We start from the raw sequence: 21,686 nt of genomic DNA, 5'->3' as shown, positions 1-21,686 counted from the left end.
ACATCAGCAAGACTATATACTTGATAAAGTATTGTTTTTTAAAACCTAGTCACCTAGTACCTGGTCAACTAGTTAACTAAAATCACATCGGCATCACCACAAATACACGGTAGTTCTGCTGGGCTTCCAATTCTTTCATGAAGCTACAGATATCCGTTGCGCCAATCGCTTCAATTACCGCTTTGGTATCGGCAGGCAATTCGGAAGGCAGCAGCTCGTTGCCGGCTATCTCGCCACACCAATAACTGTTGGTGCGCTCCATTTCGGCAAAGTGTTTTACCATAAACTCTTTTACCTTGGCAAGTTCGGCTTCGTCTACCTGTTGCGCCAGTTTCGCAAATTCGTTGCGGATAATCTCCAGCGCACGGTCTTTCTTCTCCGGTTTCATCGGGAACACAGTCTGATACACCAAAGGCACATCCGACGTACGTTCCAGCACACCACTGGTAGCAATAGAATAAGTAGCCCCTTCTTTTTCTCTTACCTCGCTGAGCAGGCGGGCACTCATCAGCTGGGCACACATCGATGCCAATATCCGGTTCTTGAAGTTATAAGGAACGGTTCCGCTTACGAAGATGCCGCCATACGCCTGCGGTACTTCCATTTTCAGTTTTACCTCTCCGGTCTTTTCGCCTGCAGTCACCCCAATTCCGCTGATACGCTTGATTTCTGCTTTCTGTGCCGGGTCGGACGGCAACGAAGCCAGATATTGTTCCGCCAAGCTTTTCAACTCTGCTTCATCAAAGTTTCCACTGAACACGAAAGTAAACTGGGAAGCATTGGCAAGTTGTTCGCGGATCATCTTCAGAATATGTTCACGGTTTGCCCCGTCGACATCCGCTGCATCCAATATCTGCATACGCGGCGACTGATACATAAACTGATTCAATTTCTGCTGGAAAATCAGTTGGGGATTGGATTCCTGGTTCTGAAGCACACCTTTCAACAGGTTCTGCAATGCCGTAAACTCATCGGCGGTGACATTCAACTGCGTAAAGTTCAGGTAAATCAGTTCCATAAGAGTCTTCAGGTCTTTAGGAGTGGCATTGCCGCTGACATTGCGCACGTAATGGTCCAGTTCGATATTGACAATCGCTTGCTTTCCTGCCATTTGCTTTGCCAAATCGGCAAAGGTGAACTCGCCTAAACCATGCTGGGCAGCCACGACAGGCATGAATAGCAAATCGTTAACCAGTTCGTCGCCATAAACCGACGTACCACCCTTAGCCGTAGCACGGAATACGATTTCATCGTTTTTGAAGTCAGTCTTCTTCACAATCACCTTCACTCCGTTTGATAGCATCCATTCCTTGGCGCCGAACTGGGGAAGCGCTTTTTCCGATACAACCTTTCCGGCTGCCGGAAGCTGGCTTATCAGCGGCTCATTCTTTACATTATCCACATACGGAGCAATCTCTTCGGCATCTATCTGTGCCAATGAAGCCTTCAGGGCTGCGGCATCCGGACAAACGACACCTTCTTTTTCGGGAAGCGCAATCAGAACAGCCATGTTCCGTTCGTTAAGCAACTGGGCATACATCTGATTGACCGCCTCAACCGGAATCTGATTGGCAAGCATATTCATCAGCTGATATTCGTTCTCGATACCCGGAATCGGTGTCTTGTCGAGGAAGTTACGGACATAAGATTCTGCCAGCTTCCGGTTCTCCTGATGATTGCGGTTATTGTATGCCTGCTCCAGTTGCGACAGGTATTCAGAACGGCAACGGGCATATTCGGTAGCGGTAAAGCCTCCGCGTTTGGCACGCAACACTTCCCGATAGACCGCATCCATAGCCGGTTCGGTGTCGCTCCCTTTCGGTACGGCAATATATGCCATCGCCTTCTTGGTCTTACACAACTCCATGTCGCCATGCTGTCCCTGCGCCAAAGCATACGGAGCATCCGGCCGGGTGGAGATGTCGTGCAGGCGATACATCATCATCATGTCCGCCATGTCCAGCATGTATTCGGTGGTAAGCGCCAGCATCGTGTTGCGGAGCGAATCGGGCAATACATCATACTTGAAGTAGAACTTCACCAGCGAGTTGCCCTGCTCCTTGTCCTGTCCGATGGCTATCACCGGTTCGGTAAAATCATCTACCGGATAATAAACACGTTCGGCAGGCTGGGCAGGAAGCTCAATAGGCGCAAACAGCTCCTTGATTTTCGCTTCGATGCGGTCTACATCCACATCACCTACCACCACGACTCCCTGCAAGTCGGGGCGATACCATTTCTCGTAATAATCGCGCAAAGCCTGATAAGGGAAATGGTCGACAACAGACATCAGTCCGATAGGAGAACGGCTGCCATACCGGCTATCCGGGAAAATAACCGGTGATGTCTTTTCAAAGATACGCTGCATGGGAGGCATCTGGCTGCGCCATTCTTCATGAATCACGGCACGTTCCTCATCAATGGCTTTGTCTTCGAGCAACAGACCGTTTGCCCAGTCGCTCAAAATCAGCAGGCAGGAGTCTTGCACACCGATGCGTTCCGAAGGCACTCCGCAGATGCGGTACACGGTCTCGTCGACAGCTGTATAGGCATTGAGGTTCATGCCGAACTTCACGCCTACCGATTCCAGCCAGGGAATCAACGTGTTGCCGGGGAAATGCTTGGTGCCGTTGAAACACATGTGCTCTAAGAAGTGAGCCAATCCGCGCTGGTTTTCTTCTTCCTGAATGGACCCTACCTTTTGGGCGATATAGAAGTCCACCTGGTTTTCCGGATAGTCGTTGTGACGGATGTAGTAGGTCAGTCCGTTGTCCAGTTTTCCTATACGGACGTTCTTGTCCACTGGTACAGGAGGCATCTGCTGTGCCCGTAAGCCCAAGGGAAGCATGCTGCATCCCGCCAAGGCCAAACAAATAAATTTCGTAAATCTTTTCATAAACTTTTTCTTATTACTTTTTATCAGATTATTTTCCTTTTAACGATGCAAAAGTAAGCTTTTGCCTCCGCACGCTATGTTATCGAAATGTTATCTTTAGGTTAACGGGGATTCACGATAGAAAACCACACCCCTGGCTGACATCAAACAAAAAACAATCTTTTGCGCAATCTGTGGTGAAAAAAATGTATCTTTGTCGTATGATAAACCCATAAAACAATTCTGGTATGGAAAAGGAAAAAGTGAAAGGCATCCCTTACGGAGTGGCAAATTTTGAACAGCTAAGGCAAGAAAATTCCTATTACGTAGACAAGACGATGTATCTTCCCCTGCTGGAGGATATGGGCAACTACCTTTTCCTAATCCGTCCCAGAAGATTCGGCAAGAGCGTATTCGTCAGCATGATGCAGGCGTATTACGACATTGCCAAAGCAGACCGGTTCGATATGCTGTTTGACGGATTGTGGATAAAGGAACATCCCACACCGCTGAAGAATGCTTTTCAGATTATCTATTTTGATTTTTCCATTGTGGGAACAGGATTCAATGAACAGGAATTGGAAGAAAACTTCAACAAATATTGTGGACAAGTACTGGACGTTTTTGCCGAAATCTATGCCAGTTTCTACGACAACGGATTTGAGCAAGAAGTCAAAAAAGAAAGCAGTGCCCGTTCCAAACTGAACTACATCAATCTACATGCACACAAAAAAGGATATCCACTTTACCTGATAATTGACGAATATGATAATTTCACCAATGTTATCCTAAGCAATGGTGGCAAAGAACTGTTTCGGCGCCTGCCCCATGCGAGTGGTTTCTATCGTGCATACTTCAAATTATTCAAAGCCATGTTCACCCGCGTATTTCTTATCGGTGTATCACCGGTTACATTAGACGACTTGTCAAGCGGATACAACATCGACTGGAACATCTCGCAAGCACCGGAATTCAACCACATGCTCGGATTCTCGGAAACAGACGTAAGGAAGATGTTCCGTTATTATCAGGAAAACGGCAAACTACGTGCCGATGCTGACATCGAAACCATGATGACGGAAATGAATCCATGGTATAATAACTATTGTTTCGCCGAAGAATGCCTGAATGATGACCGATTGTACAATTGTGATATGGTTTATTACTACCTGAGACATCAGGTTCAGTACGCACGTGCTCCTAAAGAAATGGTAGACAAGAATATCCGTACCGACTACAAAAAGCTGAAAATGCTTGCAGACATTGACCGGGGAAACCAGCGGGAAAACCGTATGAGTGTCATCGAAGAGATAGCTGCCAAAGGTTCGATACTGATGACACTGAAGACTTCGTTCCCTGCCGAATACATAACAGAAGATGAGAATTTCAGAAGCCTCCTCTATTATTACGGACTGCTCACCATGAAAAGAAGTGTGGGAAGACGTATCGAAATGACCATACCCAACAACTGCATCCGTGAACAATACTGGAGTTTTATGCGAGACTATTTCAACCGTAATGCGCATATGGACATCATTGCCTTACAGGATGAAATGGACCTGATGTCTTTTGACGGAGAATGGAATCCACTACTAAACCGTATCGCTACTGCATACCGGGAGAACTCATCCGTAAGAGACAGCATCTTGGGAGAACACAACCTGCAGGGATTCTTTAAAGCATTCCTGGCACTGAACAGCCTCTATTTGGTAGAGCCAGAAACCGAACTGAACTACGGATACAGCGATTTCTTTCTGCTACCCGACAAAGCTCGTTTCCCTGAAATTGCCCACAGCTACATCATGGAACTGAAATACGTGAAGCCTTCCGCTACCGATGCGGAAATAGAAGAGAAGAGCAGGGAAGCCAACGAACAACTGAGAAAATACAGTGGGGACAAAATAGTGAGACGGCTCTGCACCCATACCCAGCTACATCTGCTGAAAATTGTGTTCCAAGGAGCAGAGATGAAGATTTGCGAAGAAACAGGAAGTATCGTCCTATAACAAACAGTACCACTACAGTATGAACTGGCTTTTTAATGGATTCCATAATGAATTCTAACGATGCACCAAATGAAGATATATTATTCACTGGTTCAACTTTTATTTTCTCATCTTGTTCTAAATACAATAAATTTGTTCGGCCGAGAATGAATTAATGCAGGATTGAATGGGAGATAACCTGTTTGAAGCAGCCTTACTTTTACGTTCTCCGTCTCAAAACCGTACGGTTTCCGATGCAAAAACATATGGTTTCCGTCCCAAAACCGTATGTTCTTGGGACGGAAACCATAAAAAGGTATCGTTTGCATCGATATACAACCTAAGCGGAAACTGAAATGTAGTGAAGGTATTGAGGAATTAATTATAAATGTACGCAACGTCCTTCTCCGATTCATTCAAAACTGTTTCTGTTCTTTTCCAGTCCGTGCAATCTGTGGTGAAAAGCACTCACGCTCCTTCTTCCTCGTTCAGGATAAACCGCTCGATTTCCTCTACCGACCCGCAAGTGAGCCCTTTCACCAGTTTGCCTTCACGCAGGTAATGAATGCTGTCGCACACCTCATGCAAGACATCCAACCGATGCGAAGACAGGATGACGGTTTTCCATTTCCCTTTCAGGTAATCTATCAAGTGTTTCATCTGGATGCACCCTTTCAGGTCAACGCCGTTGAAGGGTTCGTCCAAGATATAGAGGTCAGGGTCTTGCATATAAACCGCCATAAGGGCCAGCTTCTTCTGCATCCCCGTAGAATATTCGGAAGCATAGCGGTCGAGGGGCAGACGGAACATTCTCTCATTCAGGCAATCAATTAGTTTCCGATTGACCTTTTTCCCGTATGCCCGCAAACAAAATGCGATGTATTCGTATCCCGTCACCAGCGGATAGAAGAAATTGTCGGCAGGCAGATAGCCCACCGTCACCCAATCACCTTTCCGAATCATGCCTTCGTACGAAGTCATCCCAGTCAGGCAACGGAACAATGTGGTTTTTCCCGCCCCGTTATCGCCTACCAATCCGTACACCTTTCCAAAGTCGCAAACCAGCGAAACATCATCGAGCACTTTCAAACTCCCGAACGATTTCGACACATGTTCCATACGTATCATTTCCATAGAACTTTCCATTTTATCCATATCACATACGAAAGTATTCCTACAATCATCAGTTCCGCCAAACAGCCCACCCAAACAAAACAAGTCCATACAAACAAGGGAATACATACGGCAAGCTGTATCACCACAATTCCGGCAGACACCGGACAAACCCAACGGAACAACGCCATGACTTGCAGATAGAAGACACCCGCCATCAGGCAAGAAAAGAAAAACAGAACATCTTCTGTCCGGAATCCGACGGCAAAACACATCACCCCGAAAGGCAAGGAAAAAACCGATGCGTTCCACACATTCGCTTTCCATAATTCCCTTTGCAGGATACGGTAACTCTTGAACTTTTGCAACAAATGCGCATCAGGCACGTAACTGTAAGCACCCGACTGGATAATGCCCCAAAGCACCATACCAGCTTTTGCCACCCTTACATTGCCGTGCAGACATCCCAATGCCGATACACCTATTGTAATAAGGTATAACCAGCCCATACGACGGAACATCCGGATGTATTCCATATTTCCGACATACAGGAAACCGAGCCTTACGGGAATTGTCCGGAAACGGACTGGACGCAGAAAAGGAATCCAACCAATCACCAACGGTATGCACAAAGCAATCACCCAGTCGCCCCTTATCCCTGCTATTACAACAAAAGGCAAGCTCAACAAAAGGTATTCACAGAGAAAAAAAAGCGACACATCATCGGTAAAGCGACGCAAGAAATCCCTGTCTTTCCTCGTCTGATGATAACCGCCTATCACCAGCAAGCAGACTAACGGAAGAATCCAGCTTGCCTCCACCTTGCACAATATTGCCACGGCAAAAGCAAGTAATCCCACCAACAACATGCTCCTCACGATACCCAGTTCCTTCAACAACCTGCCTCCGCTCCGCAAGCGCAACCTGACGTAATATCCAAACATTAGCTCCACACTAATGAAATCATCCTTTTACATCCTCAGATGCTTTACCCAACATCCGTTTCAACCATGGATATCCCCACATGATAGCGGCATACGCAACACCTAAAACCGCAAGCGTGCAAAAAGCCGACCCGAACGTATATCCGAAAGAATAAGCATTCCAATCTACATAACCGTCTATCAACCATTGTTTCATCGGACGATAACCGCACTTGACAAACAAATACACCACTCCAAAAAGGATAAACATTTGCACACGATTCAAATTCTTCGATTTCATATTTCTTTTTTCTTTAAGTTTTACTGACGCAAAGATAAGCATCCGTCCTCACACGTTATGTTATCGCTATGTTATCTTTAGGTTAACGAGAAATTTTGTTTCCCGCTTCCGAAGATAATCGTATCTTTGCCCGCAAGAAACATTACAGACTATGGACAAGAAAAAGATAACAGAGTTTTTCGCCGATAAAAAGAGCCGGCGGTTCATCGGATTAAGCGCATTGACCTTCTTAGGGCTTATCGGGGCATTGGCTTTGCAGACGGTATGGCTGTATAATGTATATACTCTAATTAAAAATGACATCCAAAAAGAATGTACCTCCATTTTGGATGCAGCGTTATATGAAGAAGCTAATTTAATATCTAAAAAAGTTCCAGAAGGCACTATAATCGGAGGAGGAGCCCCAAATGATTCTTTACCTATAAACACCTATATCTATGAAGGAATTACTAAATTAGGTATTCGGTATTCTTTAAATGAAATTGATTCATTAGTTAATTTACATTTATGCAAAAGAAATCTCAAAAGCCAATATGTAGTTTGTGTTGTCAATCCCTATAACGAAAACGAAATATTTCAGAAAAGTCAACAAAAAACAATACCCACGATAGGTAGTCTCAAGACCTCAATTATACCAATCAGAATAAACAAATCTTTAGGCATACAGCTTATTTTAACAAATCCACATAAAGTTTTTTTTGAGCGTATGGGGTTCTTGATTTTTTCCACACTGATTATCCTGTCTTTTGTCATCGCCTGCATCATCTACCAAATCCGCATCATCGCGCAGATGAACAAGATTTTCCAGATACGAGAAGACTTCACCTACGCCATGATACACGACATGAAGACACCGCTCAGCACCATCTTCACCACGCTCAGCTTCCTGCATAGCGGAAGGCTGGACGGCAAACCCGACCTGAAAGAACGCTACTTCTCCATAGCCGAAAGCGAAGTGGACCACCTGCTCACCCTCACCAACAAAGTGCTGACCCTCTCGAAATTAGAAAGCCATAAGTTAGAAATGTTCCGCGAAGACGTGCCCTTGGCACCGGTGATAGAGAAACTCACCGCAAAGTTTACCGCCAAGGCGCAAAAGCCCGTCCGCTTCACCCTCAGCCTGCAAGCCCCGTCGGTCTATGCCGACAAGGAATACTTAGAAGAAGTACTGAGCAACCTCATCGACAATGCCATCAAGTATTCCAAAGAAAGCGGCGTAGACATCCGCATCGCTTCGGAACTGAACGAGAGATACACCCTCGTCAAGATACACGACAACGGCTTAGGCATCTCGGAAGCCGACCAGCGCACCATCTTCAACAAATACGAGCGTGCCGCAGCCGGACGAAAGAAAGACCGGAAGAAAGCCTCAGGCTTCGGCTTAGGGCTGAACTTCGTGCAGCAAGTGATGAATGCCCACGAAGGAAAAGTGTTCGTCACCAGCATCGAAGGCGATTTCACCGAGTTCACCTTGTACTTCCCAGTGAAATAAACTATAAACGCAGAGACGCAAAAGCGCAGAGCATTATTTTAGAGAAAGCAAAGCACACGGAGAACCAAAAAAAACGTCAAAGATACTTCGCTTTCAAATCTAATTAGTATCTTTGTAAAGAATAATATTTTATTCATTATCCGCAAAACACAAGCCTTATGAATAATATAATAGCACTTAACATCTCTACGCCCAACGAGATTGCCAAACAAATTGCGGCAAAAGTAAAAGCACGAAGGTTGGAGCTGAATTTAACCCAAGAAGGAATCGCCGCAAGAGCCGGAATAAAGTTTGCTACGTACCGCAGGTTTGAGCAAACAGGAGAAATATCCCTAGAGGGATTGCTTCAGATAGGATTTGCCTTGAATGCACTATCCGACTTCGACGCTCTCTTCGCGCAAAAGCAATACCAATCGCTGGACGATGTATTAAATGAACAAAACGTTACCCGCAAACGAGGAAAGAAGAATGAATAATATCAAGCAAATAAAAGTAATATACGACAATCAGCCTGTCGGGCGTTTAGCTCTGACTAAAGAACGATTGTGTGCCTTCGAGTATTCGCCTGAATGGCTTCGCACAGGCTTTTCCATCTCTCCGTTTGAATTGCCATTGCAAAGCGGTGTCTTTATAGCCAAGCCACGCCCGTTTGAAGGAGGATTCGGCGTTTTCGACGATTGCTTGCCCGATGGATGGGGCTTGCTCATATTAGACCGCTATTTGCAACAAAAAGGTGTCAGCCTTCCGGCATTAACTTTATTAGACCGCCTTGCACTGGTTGGTTCAACAGGACGTGGCGCATTGGAATTCCGTCCGGACTATAGTGTAGTGACACGGCAGGATTATGCCGATTTCGAGAAGCTTGCTTTAGAAGCTGAACAGATATTGGACAGCGATGATTATACGGGTGAAGGCATCGAGGAATTTCAATACCGGGGCGGTTCGCCTGGAGGAGCACGACCTAAAATTTTTGTCCGGTACAATGACAAGGAATGGCTGGTAAAGTTTCGCGCAAAAAGAGATCCGCAACATATCGGTATAGACGAATACCGTTACTCGCTTCTTGCCAAAGAGTGTGGAATCGAAATGCCGGATACACGGCTCTTTGAGGACAAGTATTTCGGAGTAGAACGATTCGACCGAACATCAAACGGCAAATTGCACGTAGTCAGTGTAGCCGGTCTTATCGGTGCCGATTATCGCTTGCCCAGCATAGACTATACGCACATTTTCCAGATTTGCGCCATGTTAAGTTATAATGTAGCCGAGATGTGGAAAGTTTACCGCTTGATGGTGTTCAATTATCTGATAGACAACAAAGACGACCATGCCAAGAACTTTGCTTTCATTTACCGTGACGGTGACTGGCATTTCGCCCCAGCATACGACCTACTGCCCAGCGACGGCATTAACGGTTTTCGCACGACTTCAATTAATGACAAGATAGAACCCACAGAGGAAGACCTTTTTGCCGTAGCGGCAAAAGCGGGATTGAAAGAGCAAGAATGTAAAAACATCTATGATGAACTGCAGACAAAAGTTCAGAATTATAAATAAACTTTCTCCCTATAAAGTAATATATACTGCATCCGCCATCTAAGATATATAAAACCGTCATAGCAGTTATCTTGCTTGGCGAATGCAGTATACATTACTTTTTGAGGGCAATTATTAAAATTATTGTTAGGCGAAATAGATGAAAGAATTACTTTCCAAACACCCGTTTCAACCACGGATATCCCCACATGAGAGCGGCATACACACTATCAAAAAACAACCTTATTCTGAATTCAATCCCCTCGATAATAATAAAGCAAGGCATGGCGGGCAATGAAATCCATGTTCTTTTGCACAAAAGCATTATCCGCTTCTTCTGGGATAGAAGCATCGGGAAGCAAGCTGTTTTCGATACAATAGGTAAGCAAGTCGGGCGGGCAAAGGGTTTCTTCGGTCAGAAGTCGGAAGGCATTTGCCTGCGCTTTTTCACGGTCGTACATCGGGTTCTCTTTATCCGCTATGTATTCACAGATGTCTTTTGCCAACAAAATCCCTTTCTTCGGATTGCTCATCAGAATGAAATTGCGATGCGCCTTCATCTGAGGCAGAGTATGGCTTTCATCGTCTTGCCATTTGAGGACGTTAACCAAAAAACTTTTAAGCTCTTCATATCCATTCAAGTAGACAATGCACTTCCCTCCCGTGCCTTCCGTAAAGTTCCGGTAAATCGTTTGGTTTGTCTCAATGAGCTGTTGAGGGAGTTCGGGTTCTTCCAGATACAATCCTTTAATCTTTTTCCAGCAAGGCTTTCCGGACAATCGGTCTATCCATTCGTAAAGGAAAAGAGCCAACGGACCGGTGGGCATGATAAACCGGTCGGAAGAAGTGACACGGGCGATATAAGGGTACATCGAAGGTTCGGTCAGATAAGTATGCCCGAAAAGCCATGCTAACTTATGTTCCGCATCTTTCTCATCTTTGAACGCGTCAAAATATCCGGTCAGAATTTCATTTTCGGGAGCTTCCTCGTATGCCTTATCCAATAACGCGTAAAACGCAGATGCCAATTCAGATACTTGAGTCGCATACGGAGACAGATAATGAGGCACAAGCCCCGACTTCTGCCAAGCATTCCAAATCAGGAAACGGAGGTCTGCTTCGTTCACTTCGTCCGGATAATAACCGGAACCAGCCGGATAGAACGGAAGGCGGAAACCATAAAGACGTTGATGTTCAGCCGTGAAAGCTTGCCAAAGTCCTAATCCGGATAGCTGGTCTTCTAAATAAGCAGAAGCATAGAGTGCTAATTTCTTGCGGAACGCTTCCGGAAGTTCAGGCAACGCACATGTCTTAAAAAGCCGGTTGGAAAGCTCGATGAAATAAGTGTCCGAGGGCTGGATAGCGGTATAAGGATGAATCTGCAACCAGTCTTTTGCGTATATCGGTTTTGTTTTCATGGCGGATATAATAAAGGTGTTAATGTTTAGCGAAAAGCGTAATAAGCAAAGAAGTGCCTGCAAGAGCAATGCCGGCTAAAGCCACTCCTCCCCATCCGGCATGGTGCCAAGCAGTCCCTGCAAGGAATGTCCCGAAAGCTCCTCCGATGAAGTAGGTAGTCATAAAAATGGTGTTCACCCGGTTCGAGGCATGAGGTTCTAAAGACAAGGCACAGGTTTGATTGCTTATTTGGATGCATTGCATGCCGATGTCTATCAAAATGATTCCGGCAACGATGCCTGCATAACTGTTTTGAAAGAAATAGAGGGCACACCATGCCAGTATCATGATGCCGCATCCGATGAAGTTGAAACTCCTTACTCCGAAGCGGTGGACGTATTTCCCTACAAAAGAAGCGGTCAAGGCTCCGGCTATCCCGCATAAACCCAACATCCCGATGATGTTGTTTCCCGCATAGAAAGGCGCACCGCTCATCTTGAAGGCAAGGCAAGCCCACAAGGTAAGGAAGCATCCGAAGCAAAGTCCGGCACGGAAAGACACTAACCGAAGAGTCGCGTTCCGGCGCACAAGGGTAAAGACGGATTTCATCAGTCCGAAATACGAGCCTTTAAAATTAAGCGGCATATCCGGAAGCAAACGAAGTATCACGAAAATACACACTAACATCAAGGCGGAAGCGATATAGAAAATGGTGCGCCAGCCCCAGTATTCACCGACAATGCCGCTTACGACACGCGAGCCTAAAATCCCCGTCAATAGTCCGCTGATGAGCAAACCCACGTTTTGCGCCTTCCGTTCGGGACGGGAAAACTGGGCAGCTATCGGGATAAAGATTTGAGGCATGACGGAGCAGATGCCGGTAATGAGCGAAGCAAGCAGGACGAAATGAATGTTTCGGGCAACGGCGATACCGAAAAGCGATACCGAAAGCAGCAAGAAGCAAATGACAATGATGTTTCTCCGCTTATACAAATCGCCCAAGGGGATAATAAATAACAATCCCGCGGCATAGCCTATCTGGGTCACCATTGGGATAAGGTTTGCGGTAAACTCTGATACGTGCAGGTCTTCGCTAATGCGGTTCAGCAGAGGCTGGTTATAATAGAGGTTTGCCACCGATACGCCCGCAATGATAGCGAGCGTCCAAAGCAACGAGGCAGGCACGCCCTTGTTTTCTTCCAATTGTTTTCTCATTACTGAAAAGATAAATTCCGGTTTCTGGGAGCAAAGTTAATAAAAAGCCACTTGCAAGACACTATCCCTACACAGATTTTTGTATTTGAAAACGGAGCGCCTAACCACATTTAGATTTCACCACAAAGTGTTACAAAGTATTTACCCTGCAAATAACTTATCTCTTTTCATGGGACTTTGTACACTCTGCGGTAAATCAAATCATAATGCTGTTATATTCTAAATCTTTACCGGATAATGGAAACCACTTTTCCATCTTCAAAAATGATAGTGGCATTACCTTCCATCATCCATCTTGTTTTTACTCCACTTTGGCGTACATATTTAGGAGCACCAGCACAAAGCAAGCATTCAGTTTCGTTCATTCCTTGTACGACTTTACCTGCCTCAATTTCATCCCAATGCGTTACCGATTGTGGCTTTTCCTGAGCGACATACTCAATCATTCCTTCTGCAAATCCTTGATATACAGAAGTAAATTCCTGCATTTGCTGCAACGACTTTTCTTTTTGCATATTAAGATTTTCAAATGCAGTGCTCTTCATTTCTCCAAATAACGTAGGTGCTACAACACTTATACTATCTACACAAACAATCAACTTATTACTTCTAATTAAGAACTTTAACTGACATGTATAGCTGGAAGCTTTTTCATCTTCAAGAGCAAGACTACTCTGCATTATTACTTGAAAACTTTTATTTGATACATTTAATGCTTCAATGTTGCTTTTCCCTTTTTCGCCTTGTTTAATGGTATAAGACAATGCATTTATGAAAATAGTCTCTTCGGCAATAGCATTAAAATCAAGTGTATCTGCCAATGTAATCTTATTATCTATATTAACATACGGACTTGGAAGAACGCTTGCATTAAGTGCCAATTCACTTTTGTCTTTACCCAATAATTTTTTTACACGGTTCTTTAAACTTTGTGCCGAAACTCCAGATACAGTTGTACAAACAACAAGAATGAACATCCATAAATTTCTCTTCATATTCTTTCGTCGCAAATTTTATTATTAAAAAAGAAGGATTGGCTACGTCTGAACAACCAATCCTTCTCAATATAAATTCTATATTACTTAGAATCTTACTCCTAAACGTAAGCCTGCCAAGCTGAGGTTTGCATCCCAATCGCTTAATTTTTGGCTATCATACACAAAACCTACATTAAATTTCGGTGTGATGTTCAAACCAACTTGTATTTCATAACAGAAGCCACCGTCTTCTATATCGATTTCACGTCCATAACCCAAACTAAAACTAGCAAAAGCTGTCATATTAGCGAACAGTTCAGGTGATGTACCACGGATTCCAGTCATCACTTGCGGTGTAATACTTTCACTAAAGTTACTTAATTCAGCCATAGCTTTTACTTTAAGGATATCCCATGCTAGATATTGTGAAAAGCCATAACGATATCCTAAACCTAAATCCATAGCAACACCGTCTCCTTCCCAATCGGCTCCTAATTTACCAACTCCGACTTCCAGGAACATGCCTGAATTACTTGGTGCTTTCTTTTGTTTGGTAACAGTAGTACTAGTTACTAACTGAGCATTTGCCGCAACACATGTAAATGCTACAAGCAACAATAGAAATAACTTTTTCATCTTTGTCTGTTTTTTAATGTTTACTATAACTTTATATTATTGATTCTCTAAAGCTTTGGTTTTGCCTGTTGTATTAATACGGTCAGCATAAGGATAAACTGTAGTAATCCACTCATAATCACCGTCTTCTTTTCTAGCAGTACGGAAATTTACATATTTCCCTGGAAATCCTGAAATCTCAACAATCACATGTTTTCCTTTTTCATCAGAATAAGCTCTGAATGTAGCAGCCACAATAATGTCTCCTTTTGCTTCTACTGTTGCTTGATGAAGAGCAAGCTTTTTAATATTTTCCAATTCATCAAAAGTTAACGTTTCTACAGATTTAATAGGGTATTCATAAGGACCATAATTCTGACGTTGTTGCTTTTCCATAATTTCAATTTCTGCAACCAAAGGTTTAATAAATACATCTTGCTTCGGCTCAATGATACGGGCTTGAGCTTGATCAAATTGAGTTTGTCCCATAGCACTGCCCACAAATGTCAATGCAAACACAACAAAAGAAAGTGCGCTTTTTACTATTTTCTGCATACTCGTTTAAGTTTTTTCATACGCCAACTCCACAAAGCGAATGAGGTTATACAAATTAGGCTAGGAGTTCTCACAATTATGTGAAGCCTTTCATCTTTTATCTATAATAAAAAAACATCAAATATGACAACAAAAGAGCAATTCCAATCGTGTGAAAATAACGTTCTGCTTAATCATATTTTCTGCAATATTAAAATAATTTTCACTAATAAGAAAACGGGTTATCAGAACACATGTACCAAAAGTACTATACATGATACTAAACGAACAAAAAACGCGACTATTCAGATAAAAACAAAAAATTGTTTTCCGTGAATTTCCTAAAAAATCTAAATAGCTAGTCCCCAAAACATGGAGAAAAGAGGAATGACATCTAAAATTCTGATTCCACAAGAACAAGAAAAGGCTTCTAGGACATAAAGCCAAACTCCCAAACGCACTTAGCTCCGAATGCCAACGAAGCAGGCTTCATCAACGGATGCATACGGCTTCGTTGACCGATAAAGCCGTATGCATTTTTGGCAGAAGAAAACAGTCATTATGGCAGATAAAGCAAAGTGTGAAGAGCTTGAAGAGCCGTGATGCATTCGAAGAAAATACTCGGCTAATATTGCGAATCCTGCAATTATGTATTACCTTTGTATGGTCAACTTATAAAAAATAAGATAAACTACAACATAACTATCACGACAATGAAAAAACTTATCGCTTTAAGCTGCATGCTCTTGGCGTTTGTGTGCGCTTTTGCACAACAAAACGTGACGCTTCAAGATGTGGCAAACGGAACATACCGCCCGCAAAACATTTATGGCATTAAACCGATGCTGGACGGAGAACATTACACGCAAATCAGTGCCGACCGGAAACGGATTGTGAAATATTCGTTCAAGACCGGAAAGGAGATAGAAGCTATCTTCGATGTAGAAACCGCACGCGATTGCCCTATCAAGACATTCGATGATTACATCATGTCGCCCGACGAGAAATTGATTCTCATCCAAACCGAGACGAAACCCATTTACCGGCGTTCGTTCACGGCGGAATATTATATTTATAATGTGAGAAACAACACCTTGGAACCGCTCTCGAAGAACGGACCGCAACAAGTGCCCCTCTTCTCGCCCGACGGATTCCAAATCGCTTTTGTGCGCGACAATAACATCTTCCTTGTAAAATTGCTCTTTGGCAATAGCGAATCGCAAGTCACTAAGGACGGAGAATACAACAAGGTGTTGAACGGCATTCCCGATTGGGTATATGAAGAAGAATTCGGCTTCAACCGTGCCTTTGATTTCAGTGCCGATAGCAAAATGATTGCCTACATCCGTTTCGACGAAAGCGAAGTGCCGATGTTCAGCTTCCCTTGGTATAAAGGAATGGCACCCGAGCGCACGGATTACGCCACTTATCCAGGTGTCTATACTTATAAATATCCGAAGTCGGGCGAAGTCAATTCGAAAGTAACCGTACATACGTTTGATATCAAAAGCCGCGTGACCCGTCAAATGGACCTTCCGCTTGATAAAGACGGCTATATCCCCCGCATCAAGTTTACCTCTAATCCCGACCAGCTTGCCATTATGACCTTGAACCGTCATCAGAACCGGTTTAACGTGTATATGGCAAATCCGCGGAGTGCGGTTTGCAAAAGCATCATCCGTGACGAATCGGAACAATACGTCAAGGAACAAACCTATAGCAACATCCGCTTTTATCCCGAAAACATCGTGCTGATGAGCGAACGGGACGGATATAATCACCTTTATTTATATACTATCGGCGGAAATTTGGTGCGCCAAGTGACCAAAGGCGAATTTGAAGTAAAAGACTTCTTGGGCTGGGACCAAAAGAGCAACGTGTTCTATTATACCAGCAACGAAGAAAGCCCGCTCCGGAGCGCTGTTTACAAGATAGACCGCAAGGGAAAGAAAACGAAACTTTCCACCCGTACGGGAACCAATACCGCTATCTTCAATACCGACCTGACTTACTACATCAATAAATACTCCAGCAAAGACACCCCGACCCTTATCACGATTAACGATAACCGGGGACGGGAACTGACCACCTTATTGGATAATAGCAAACTGAAAGGGCAACTCGCGACATTGAATATGCCCACGAAAGAGTTCTTCACCTTCCGCACTACCGAAGGAGTAGAATTGAACGGCTGGATGATGAAACCTGCCAATTTCGACCCGAACAAGAAGTATCCGGTCATCATGCACCAATACAGTGGTCCCGGTTCGCAACAAGTATTAGACCAATGGGGTATCGGAAGCTTTAGCGACGGAGGTATGTTCGAGGCTTATATGGCAGAGAAAGGATATATCAGCGTATGCGTGGACGGACGTGGTACGGGCGGACGCGGAGCCGCATTCGAGAAATGTACGTATCTTTTCCTCGGCGTAAAAGAATCGCACGACCAAGTGGAAACGGCTCGTTATCTTGGCACTTTGCCTTATGTAGACGCCAACCGCATCGGTATCTGGGGCTGGAGCTACGGAGGATATACCACATTGATGTCGATGAGCGAAGGTACTCCGGCATTTAAAGCCGGTGTAGCCATAGCCGCTCCCAGTGATTGGCATTTCTACGATACGGTATATACCGAACGCTTCATGCGCACCCCGAAAGAAAACGGTGACGGATACCGGGCTGGTTCAGCCATTCTCCGTGCGCCGAAACTCCACGGAAACCTGCTTTTGATACACGGCACTGCAGATGATAACGTACACTATCAGAATTGCGCCGAATATAGCGAAGCATTGGTTCAAGCGGGCATCCAGTTTGATATGCAAATCTATACCAACCGCAATCATGGCATTTCGGGAGGAAACACCCGCACACACCTGATGAACCGCGTGGCAAATTTCTTTATCGAAAACCTGTAATATACAAAAACGCAGATTAACGCAGATTTGCGCAGATTATTTTTTTATTAATTTTATCCGCGGAAATCTGCGAAAATCTGCGTTTCAAAATAAAATCATATACCATGGAACACATCAGAAAACCGGAATGGCTCAAAATACAAATCGGTGCAAATGCCCGCTATGCTGATACCAAACGCATTGTAGACACGCACAAACTCCATACCATCTGCTCCAGCGGGCGATGCCCGAACTTGGGTGAATGCTGGGGAAAAGGGACAGCTACTTTTATGATTGGCGGAGCTATCTGTACCCGTTCATGCAAGTTCTGCAATACACAAAGCGGAAAACCGCTTCCGCTTGATCCGGAAGAGCCTCGGCACGTAGCTGAATCTATCCGCTTGATGAAATTAGACCATGCCGTTATTACTTCAGTCGACAGAGATGACTTGCCCGACTTAGGAGCCTCACATTGGGCTGAAACAATCCGGTGCATCAAGAAGATGAATCCTAATACCACCCTTGAAACGCTTATTCCTGATTTCCAAGAACGTACCGAACTTATCCGGCTCATTACCGAAACTCGTCCCGACATTATTTCACATAATATGGAAACCGTGAGACGCATCACGCCTTTGGTGCGAAGTGCAGCCACATACGAACGAAGCCTGCAAGTGATACAAGTGATAGCCGAAAGCGGAATCACGCCCAAATCGGGCATTATGGTCGGCTTAGGGGAAACACCGGAAGAAGTGGAACAAGTGATGGACGATTTACTTGCTCACGGATGTAAGATTTTGACCATCGGACAATACCTCCAACCCAGCCGGAAACATTATCCCGTAGCGGCATACATCACCCCTGAACAATTCCAAAAGTATAAAGAAACAGGAGAGAAAAAAGGATTCTCCACCGTAGAAAGCGGTCCGCTGGTACGTTCTTCGTATCATGCGGAAAAACACCTTATTTATAAATAAGGAAGATACAAGGAATTTTCGATAAATCGGGCAGATGCCCTTTCCATTCCCGGACGGTTTTGGTCTTGATGTATTCGCCTTCACATGTAATGTTAGCGGCTATGCAAAGCTTGGTTTGCGGACGGCAGGTTTTCAAGATATCTTCTGCCATTTTATTGTTCCGATAGGGAGTTTCGATAAACAATTGGGTTTGGGATTCGTTATAAATGCGTTGCTCCAGTTCTTTTAAACGTTTCACACGTTCGGAGGGTTCAATCGGAAGATAACCATGAAAAGCAAAACTTTGCCCATTGAACCCCGAACCCATTACGGATAAAATAATAGAAGAAGGACCTACCAACGGAACGACTTTCAAGTTCTTGCGTTGGGCTATAGCCACTACATCAGCTCCGGGGTCTGCCACAGCCGGACATCCTGCTTCCGAGATAACTCCCATTGAATGCCCTTCGGTCAAAGGTTTTAAATAGTCGGATACAACATCAGGTAAAGTATGCTTGTTCAATGGATAAAAAGTCAACCCATCGATATCGATATTTTTATCAACCTTTTTCAAGAAACGCCGTGCCGAACGTACATCCTCTACAATGAAATGCTTGATTTGCAGAATAATTTCTTTATTATAAGAAGGAAGAACACGCTCGATAGCGGTATCACCCAATGTAACCGGCAATAAATATAATGCAGTATCCATACATCAATCCGTTTAAACAAAACTTTATTCGAGAGTCAAATGTCTGAAATCCTCACACTCCAGCAAAGCTTCAACACTTATATCGGGATGTTGCTTCATGAACTTTTCCGTAAGTTGCATGCCTATCCATATCCCGACAACAGGAGGAATCAATTCACCTTTCAGAATAATATTGGGATCGGGATGCGTATAAGCCCTGATAATCATCGGATCGGTACTGTCCAAATGCTTTTTGCTTATCATCCAGTTCCACAGTGCTTTTTCATTCTTTTTGCACCATTCTGTTTCTTCTTTTGTATAGCCCAGCATCTCTGCATTTGACTTCATGCCCAATATCTTCCGCACAACCCAATTAATCTTACCTTGATGCATAATGACATCGAACAAAGTACGGTGTCCTTTTTCCCATCCGAACGGATATTGGCTCATCAAGTAAAATGTAAAACAATCGGGAAGAATGCGTTCTGGTTTCATCGAACGGCGTTGATAAGCATAATAATACTTTTTATAAAGCGGATAATCTTCACCCATATATTTATCTATGCTAAATCCCAAAAGGCTATCCCCTACCACTATTGACTGATTTAATGCCGAAATCTGCGAATAGATAGAAGGAATCGGAATGGAAGGCACTTCTTCCTTCAATTTCTTGAAACCTTCTGTCAACGCTTCTTCCAACGGACGCATATCATCGAATTTCTCTTCTGCATCCAGCATCAGACGGAACAAGACCGAATCGGTGTAATAAGCACACATACGTTCGTTGATATTCGGGTCATCCACCTTTCCCAACATCAACACGTCTTCTATCAAAATACGGGTTGCCTGCGGACAATCCAAACTCATTCGTTGAACCGCCGCAATGCTGTTCATAGCAGTCGCTTCGTATTGTAAACGGTCGTAACGGAACACCTTTATACCCCTATCAAGCAAAGCGTCATCGCCTTGCATATCTGAACGACAGGATGCAAGGGCAATGACACTTATTAATATGAATATAATGCGTTTCATCATTAGGAGTTATCCGTAGATAATATTTCCGTTTGCGTCTTTGTATTCATCCAATCCTTTCTCATACGTAGCCATTGCACGCAAACTCATACCTACGCTTGAGAAACCACCATCGTGATACAAATTCTGCATTGTCACTTTTCGAGTCAAGTCAGAGAACATCACAATGCAATAATCTGCACATTCATCTGCAGAAGCATTGCCCAACGGAGACATACGGTTGGCAAAGTCGAACAATTTATCCATTCCTTTCACACCCGAACCTGCAGTTGTCATGGTAGGCGATTGGGAAATGGTGTTGATACGTACATTGTGTTCACGTCCATAAATGTAACCGAAGCTACGTGCGATAGATTCCAACAACGCTTTTGCATCTGCCATATCATTATAACCATAGAATGTGCGTTGTGCAGCTACATAACTCAACGCTACGATTGAACCGTAATCATTGATAGCGTTCAGTTTTTTGGCACTCTGAATCATTTTATGGAACGAAACAGCTGAAATATCCAGCGTCTTGCTCAACATATCATAATCCAAATCATCGTATGTACGTTTCTTACGGACATTGGGAGACATCCCAATAGAATGCAATACGAAATCAATCTTTCCGCCCAATATTTCCATTGAACGCTTAAAGACATTTTCCAAGTCTTCTACACTGGTTGCATCTGCCGGGACAATCTCACAATTCAGCTTTTCTGCCAATGCTGAGACTTCTCCCATTCGTACTGCTACCGGCGTATTAGACAATGTTATGGTTGCGCCTTCTGCTACAGCCTTTTCTGCTACCTTCCATGCGATGGACTGTTCGTTCAGCGCACCGAAAACAATACCTTTTTTTCCTTTTAATAAATTATAACTCATACGTCTTTAACTATAAATTCACTGCAAAGATACAAACATTTCTGTTAATCAAGGCATTTTCATAGAGGAAATATTAAAAGAGGACAATTTTACCTTATAATTAATAAGATATTACATACCCAGCCCATTTTTTCTACAAAAAGAGATGAAATAGCACATTTTTTTCACCTATTCAGCCAAAATCTTCACATCATTCTAAATGAAACCAATTACTTTTGTGAAGTAAGAAAAGGGGGTTCCTCCTATTTTTATTAAGGTTAGAAATTAGGTTAACAAAGTCTT

General features: G+C 43.9%; 18 protein-coding genes. 6 read left to right on the top strand and 12 right to left on the bottom strand.

Going from position 1 to position 21,686, the window contains the following annotated elements:
• Positions 1-82 precede the first annotated feature (82 nt).
• On the bottom strand, positions 83-2,896 hold the full coding sequence (locus B5F91_RS07410; RefSeq protein ID WP_087428452.1) for a M16 family metallopeptidase: 2,814 nt from the start codon (positions 2,894-2,896) through the stop codon (positions 83-85).
• Positions 2,897-3,123: 227 nt separating this feature from the next.
• On the opposite strand from B5F91_RS07410, the gene B5F91_RS07405 reads away from it, so the two are divergent.
• The gene (locus B5F91_RS07405; RefSeq protein WP_087428451.1) at positions 3,124-4,881 is read left to right on the top strand and encodes an ATP-binding protein; all 1,758 of its coding nucleotides are present in this window, start codon (positions 3,124-3,126) and stop codon (positions 4,879-4,881) included.
• A gap of 447 nt (positions 4,882-5,328) precedes the next feature.
• Here the strand turns inward: B5F91_RS07405 and B5F91_RS07400 are convergent, their stop codons facing one another.
• From B5F91_RS07400 to B5F91_RS07390, 3 genes are read right to left on the bottom strand one after another with little or no spacing between them, the layout of a single operon-like run.
• Entirely contained in the window at positions 5,329-5,994 is a 666-nt protein-coding gene (locus tag B5F91_RS07400; protein ID WP_239416352.1) for an ABC transporter ATP-binding protein, read from the bottom strand.
• Positions 5,985-6,926, bottom strand: coding sequence for a hypothetical protein (locus B5F91_RS07395; protein ID WP_144025085.1), 942 nt, complete (start codon positions 6,924-6,926; stop codon positions 5,985-5,987). The genes B5F91_RS07400 and B5F91_RS07395 overlap by 10 nt, the downstream gene beginning before the upstream one ends.
• Positions 6,927-6,936: 10 nt before the next feature.
• Complete coding sequence (locus B5F91_RS07390; protein WP_087428449.1) at positions 6,937-7,197, bottom strand: hypothetical protein; 261 nt, start codon at positions 7,195-7,197, stop codon at positions 6,937-6,939.
• A gap of 706 nt (positions 7,198-7,903) precedes the next feature.
• Between B5F91_RS07390 and B5F91_RS15385 the strand changes: the two genes are divergently transcribed.
• The 3 genes from B5F91_RS15385 (at position 7,904) to B5F91_RS07375 (ending at position 10,246) form a co-directional block, all read left to right on the top strand.
• Complete coding sequence (locus B5F91_RS15385) at positions 7,904-8,689, top strand: HAMP domain-containing sensor histidine kinase (protein ID WP_239416341.1); 786 nt, start codon at positions 7,904-7,906, stop codon at positions 8,687-8,689.
• Positions 8,690-8,847: 158 nt separating this feature from the next.
• Complete coding sequence (locus B5F91_RS07380) at positions 8,848-9,165, top strand: helix-turn-helix transcriptional regulator (protein ID WP_087428447.1); 318 nt, start codon at positions 8,848-8,850, stop codon at positions 9,163-9,165.
• Positions 9,158-10,246 (top strand): type II toxin-antitoxin system HipA family toxin, encoded by a 1,089-nt coding sequence (locus B5F91_RS07375; RefSeq protein WP_087428446.1) that lies wholly within the window; start codon positions 9,158-9,160, stop codon positions 10,244-10,246. Before B5F91_RS07380 ends, B5F91_RS07375 begins: the two co-directional genes overlap by 8 nt.
• Positions 10,247-10,479: 233 nt before the next feature.
• Here B5F91_RS07375 and B5F91_RS07370 read toward each other — a convergent pair whose 3' ends face one another.
• The 5 genes from B5F91_RS07370 to B5F91_RS07350 all read right to left on the bottom strand — a co-directional run bounded on the left by B5F91_RS07370 (position 10,480) and on the right by B5F91_RS07350 (position 14,985).
• Positions 10,480-11,643 carry a DUF3843 family protein gene (locus tag B5F91_RS07370; RefSeq protein WP_087428445.1) on the bottom strand — a complete coding sequence of 388 codons (1,164 nt, stop codon included), beginning with the start codon at positions 11,641-11,643 and terminating at the stop codon, positions 10,480-10,482.
• A 19-nt stretch (positions 11,644-11,662) separates the two neighbouring features.
• Positions 11,663-12,838: an MFS transporter gene (locus B5F91_RS07365; protein ID WP_087428444.1), complete on the bottom strand. Its 1,176-nt coding sequence runs from the start codon at positions 12,836-12,838 to the stop codon at positions 11,663-11,665.
• 227 nt (positions 12,839-13,065) lie between these two features.
• The gene (locus B5F91_RS07360) at positions 13,066-13,833 is read right to left on the bottom strand and encodes a hypothetical protein (protein ID WP_144025084.1); all 768 of its coding nucleotides are present in this window, start codon (positions 13,831-13,833) and stop codon (positions 13,066-13,068) included.
• Between the two features lie 87 nt (positions 13,834-13,920).
• Positions 13,921-14,451 (bottom strand): hypothetical protein, encoded by a 531-nt coding sequence (locus B5F91_RS07355; protein WP_087428442.1) that lies wholly within the window; start codon positions 14,449-14,451, stop codon positions 13,921-13,923.
• A gap of 36 nt (positions 14,452-14,487) precedes the next feature.
• Positions 14,488-14,985 (bottom strand): hypothetical protein, encoded by a 498-nt coding sequence (locus B5F91_RS07350; protein ID WP_087428441.1) that lies wholly within the window; start codon positions 14,983-14,985, stop codon positions 14,488-14,490.
• 692 nt (positions 14,986-15,677) lie between these two features.
• On the opposite strand from B5F91_RS07350, the gene B5F91_RS07340 reads away from it, so the two are divergent.
• Both B5F91_RS07340 and lipA read left to right on the top strand, forming a co-directional pair.
• On the top strand, positions 15,678-17,879 hold the full coding sequence (locus B5F91_RS07340; protein WP_087428439.1) for a S9 family peptidase: 2,202 nt from the start codon (positions 15,678-15,680) through the stop codon (positions 17,877-17,879).
• Between the two features lie 89 nt (positions 17,880-17,968).
• On the top strand, positions 17,969-18,835 hold the full coding sequence (lipA, locus tag B5F91_RS07335) for a lipoyl synthase (RefSeq protein WP_255376660.1): 867 nt from the start codon (positions 17,969-17,971) through the stop codon (positions 18,833-18,835).
• Here lipA and B5F91_RS07330 read toward each other — a convergent pair.
• Genes B5F91_RS07330 through B5F91_RS07320 form a run of 3 tightly spaced genes read right to left on the bottom strand, consistent with a single transcriptional unit; the run spans position 18,822 to position 21,404 of the window.
• Positions 18,822-19,526 carry an SAM-dependent methyltransferase gene (locus B5F91_RS07330; RefSeq protein WP_087428437.1) on the bottom strand — a complete coding sequence of 235 codons (705 nt, stop codon included), beginning with the start codon at positions 19,524-19,526 and terminating at the stop codon, positions 18,822-18,824. The genes lipA and B5F91_RS07330 overlap by 14 nt on opposite strands.
• Positions 19,527-19,550: 24 nt before the next feature.
• Positions 19,551-20,540, bottom strand: coding sequence for a gliding motility lipoprotein GldB (locus B5F91_RS07325; protein WP_087428436.1), 990 nt, complete (start codon positions 20,538-20,540; stop codon positions 19,551-19,553).
• 6 nt (positions 20,541-20,546) lie between these two features.
• The gene (locus B5F91_RS07320; protein WP_087428435.1) at positions 20,547-21,404 is read right to left on the bottom strand and encodes an enoyl-ACP reductase; all 858 of its coding nucleotides are present in this window, start codon (positions 21,402-21,404) and stop codon (positions 20,547-20,549) included.
• Positions 21,405-21,686 lie beyond the last annotated feature (282 nt).

Origin of the sequence: Bacteroides sp. An322, assembly GCF_002161765.1 — a bacterium.
Classification (GTDB): Bacteria; Bacteroidota; Bacteroidia; order Bacteroidales; family Bacteroidaceae; genus Phocaeicola; species Phocaeicola merdavium.
This window is presented reverse-complemented; position numbering and strand designations above follow the sequence as displayed.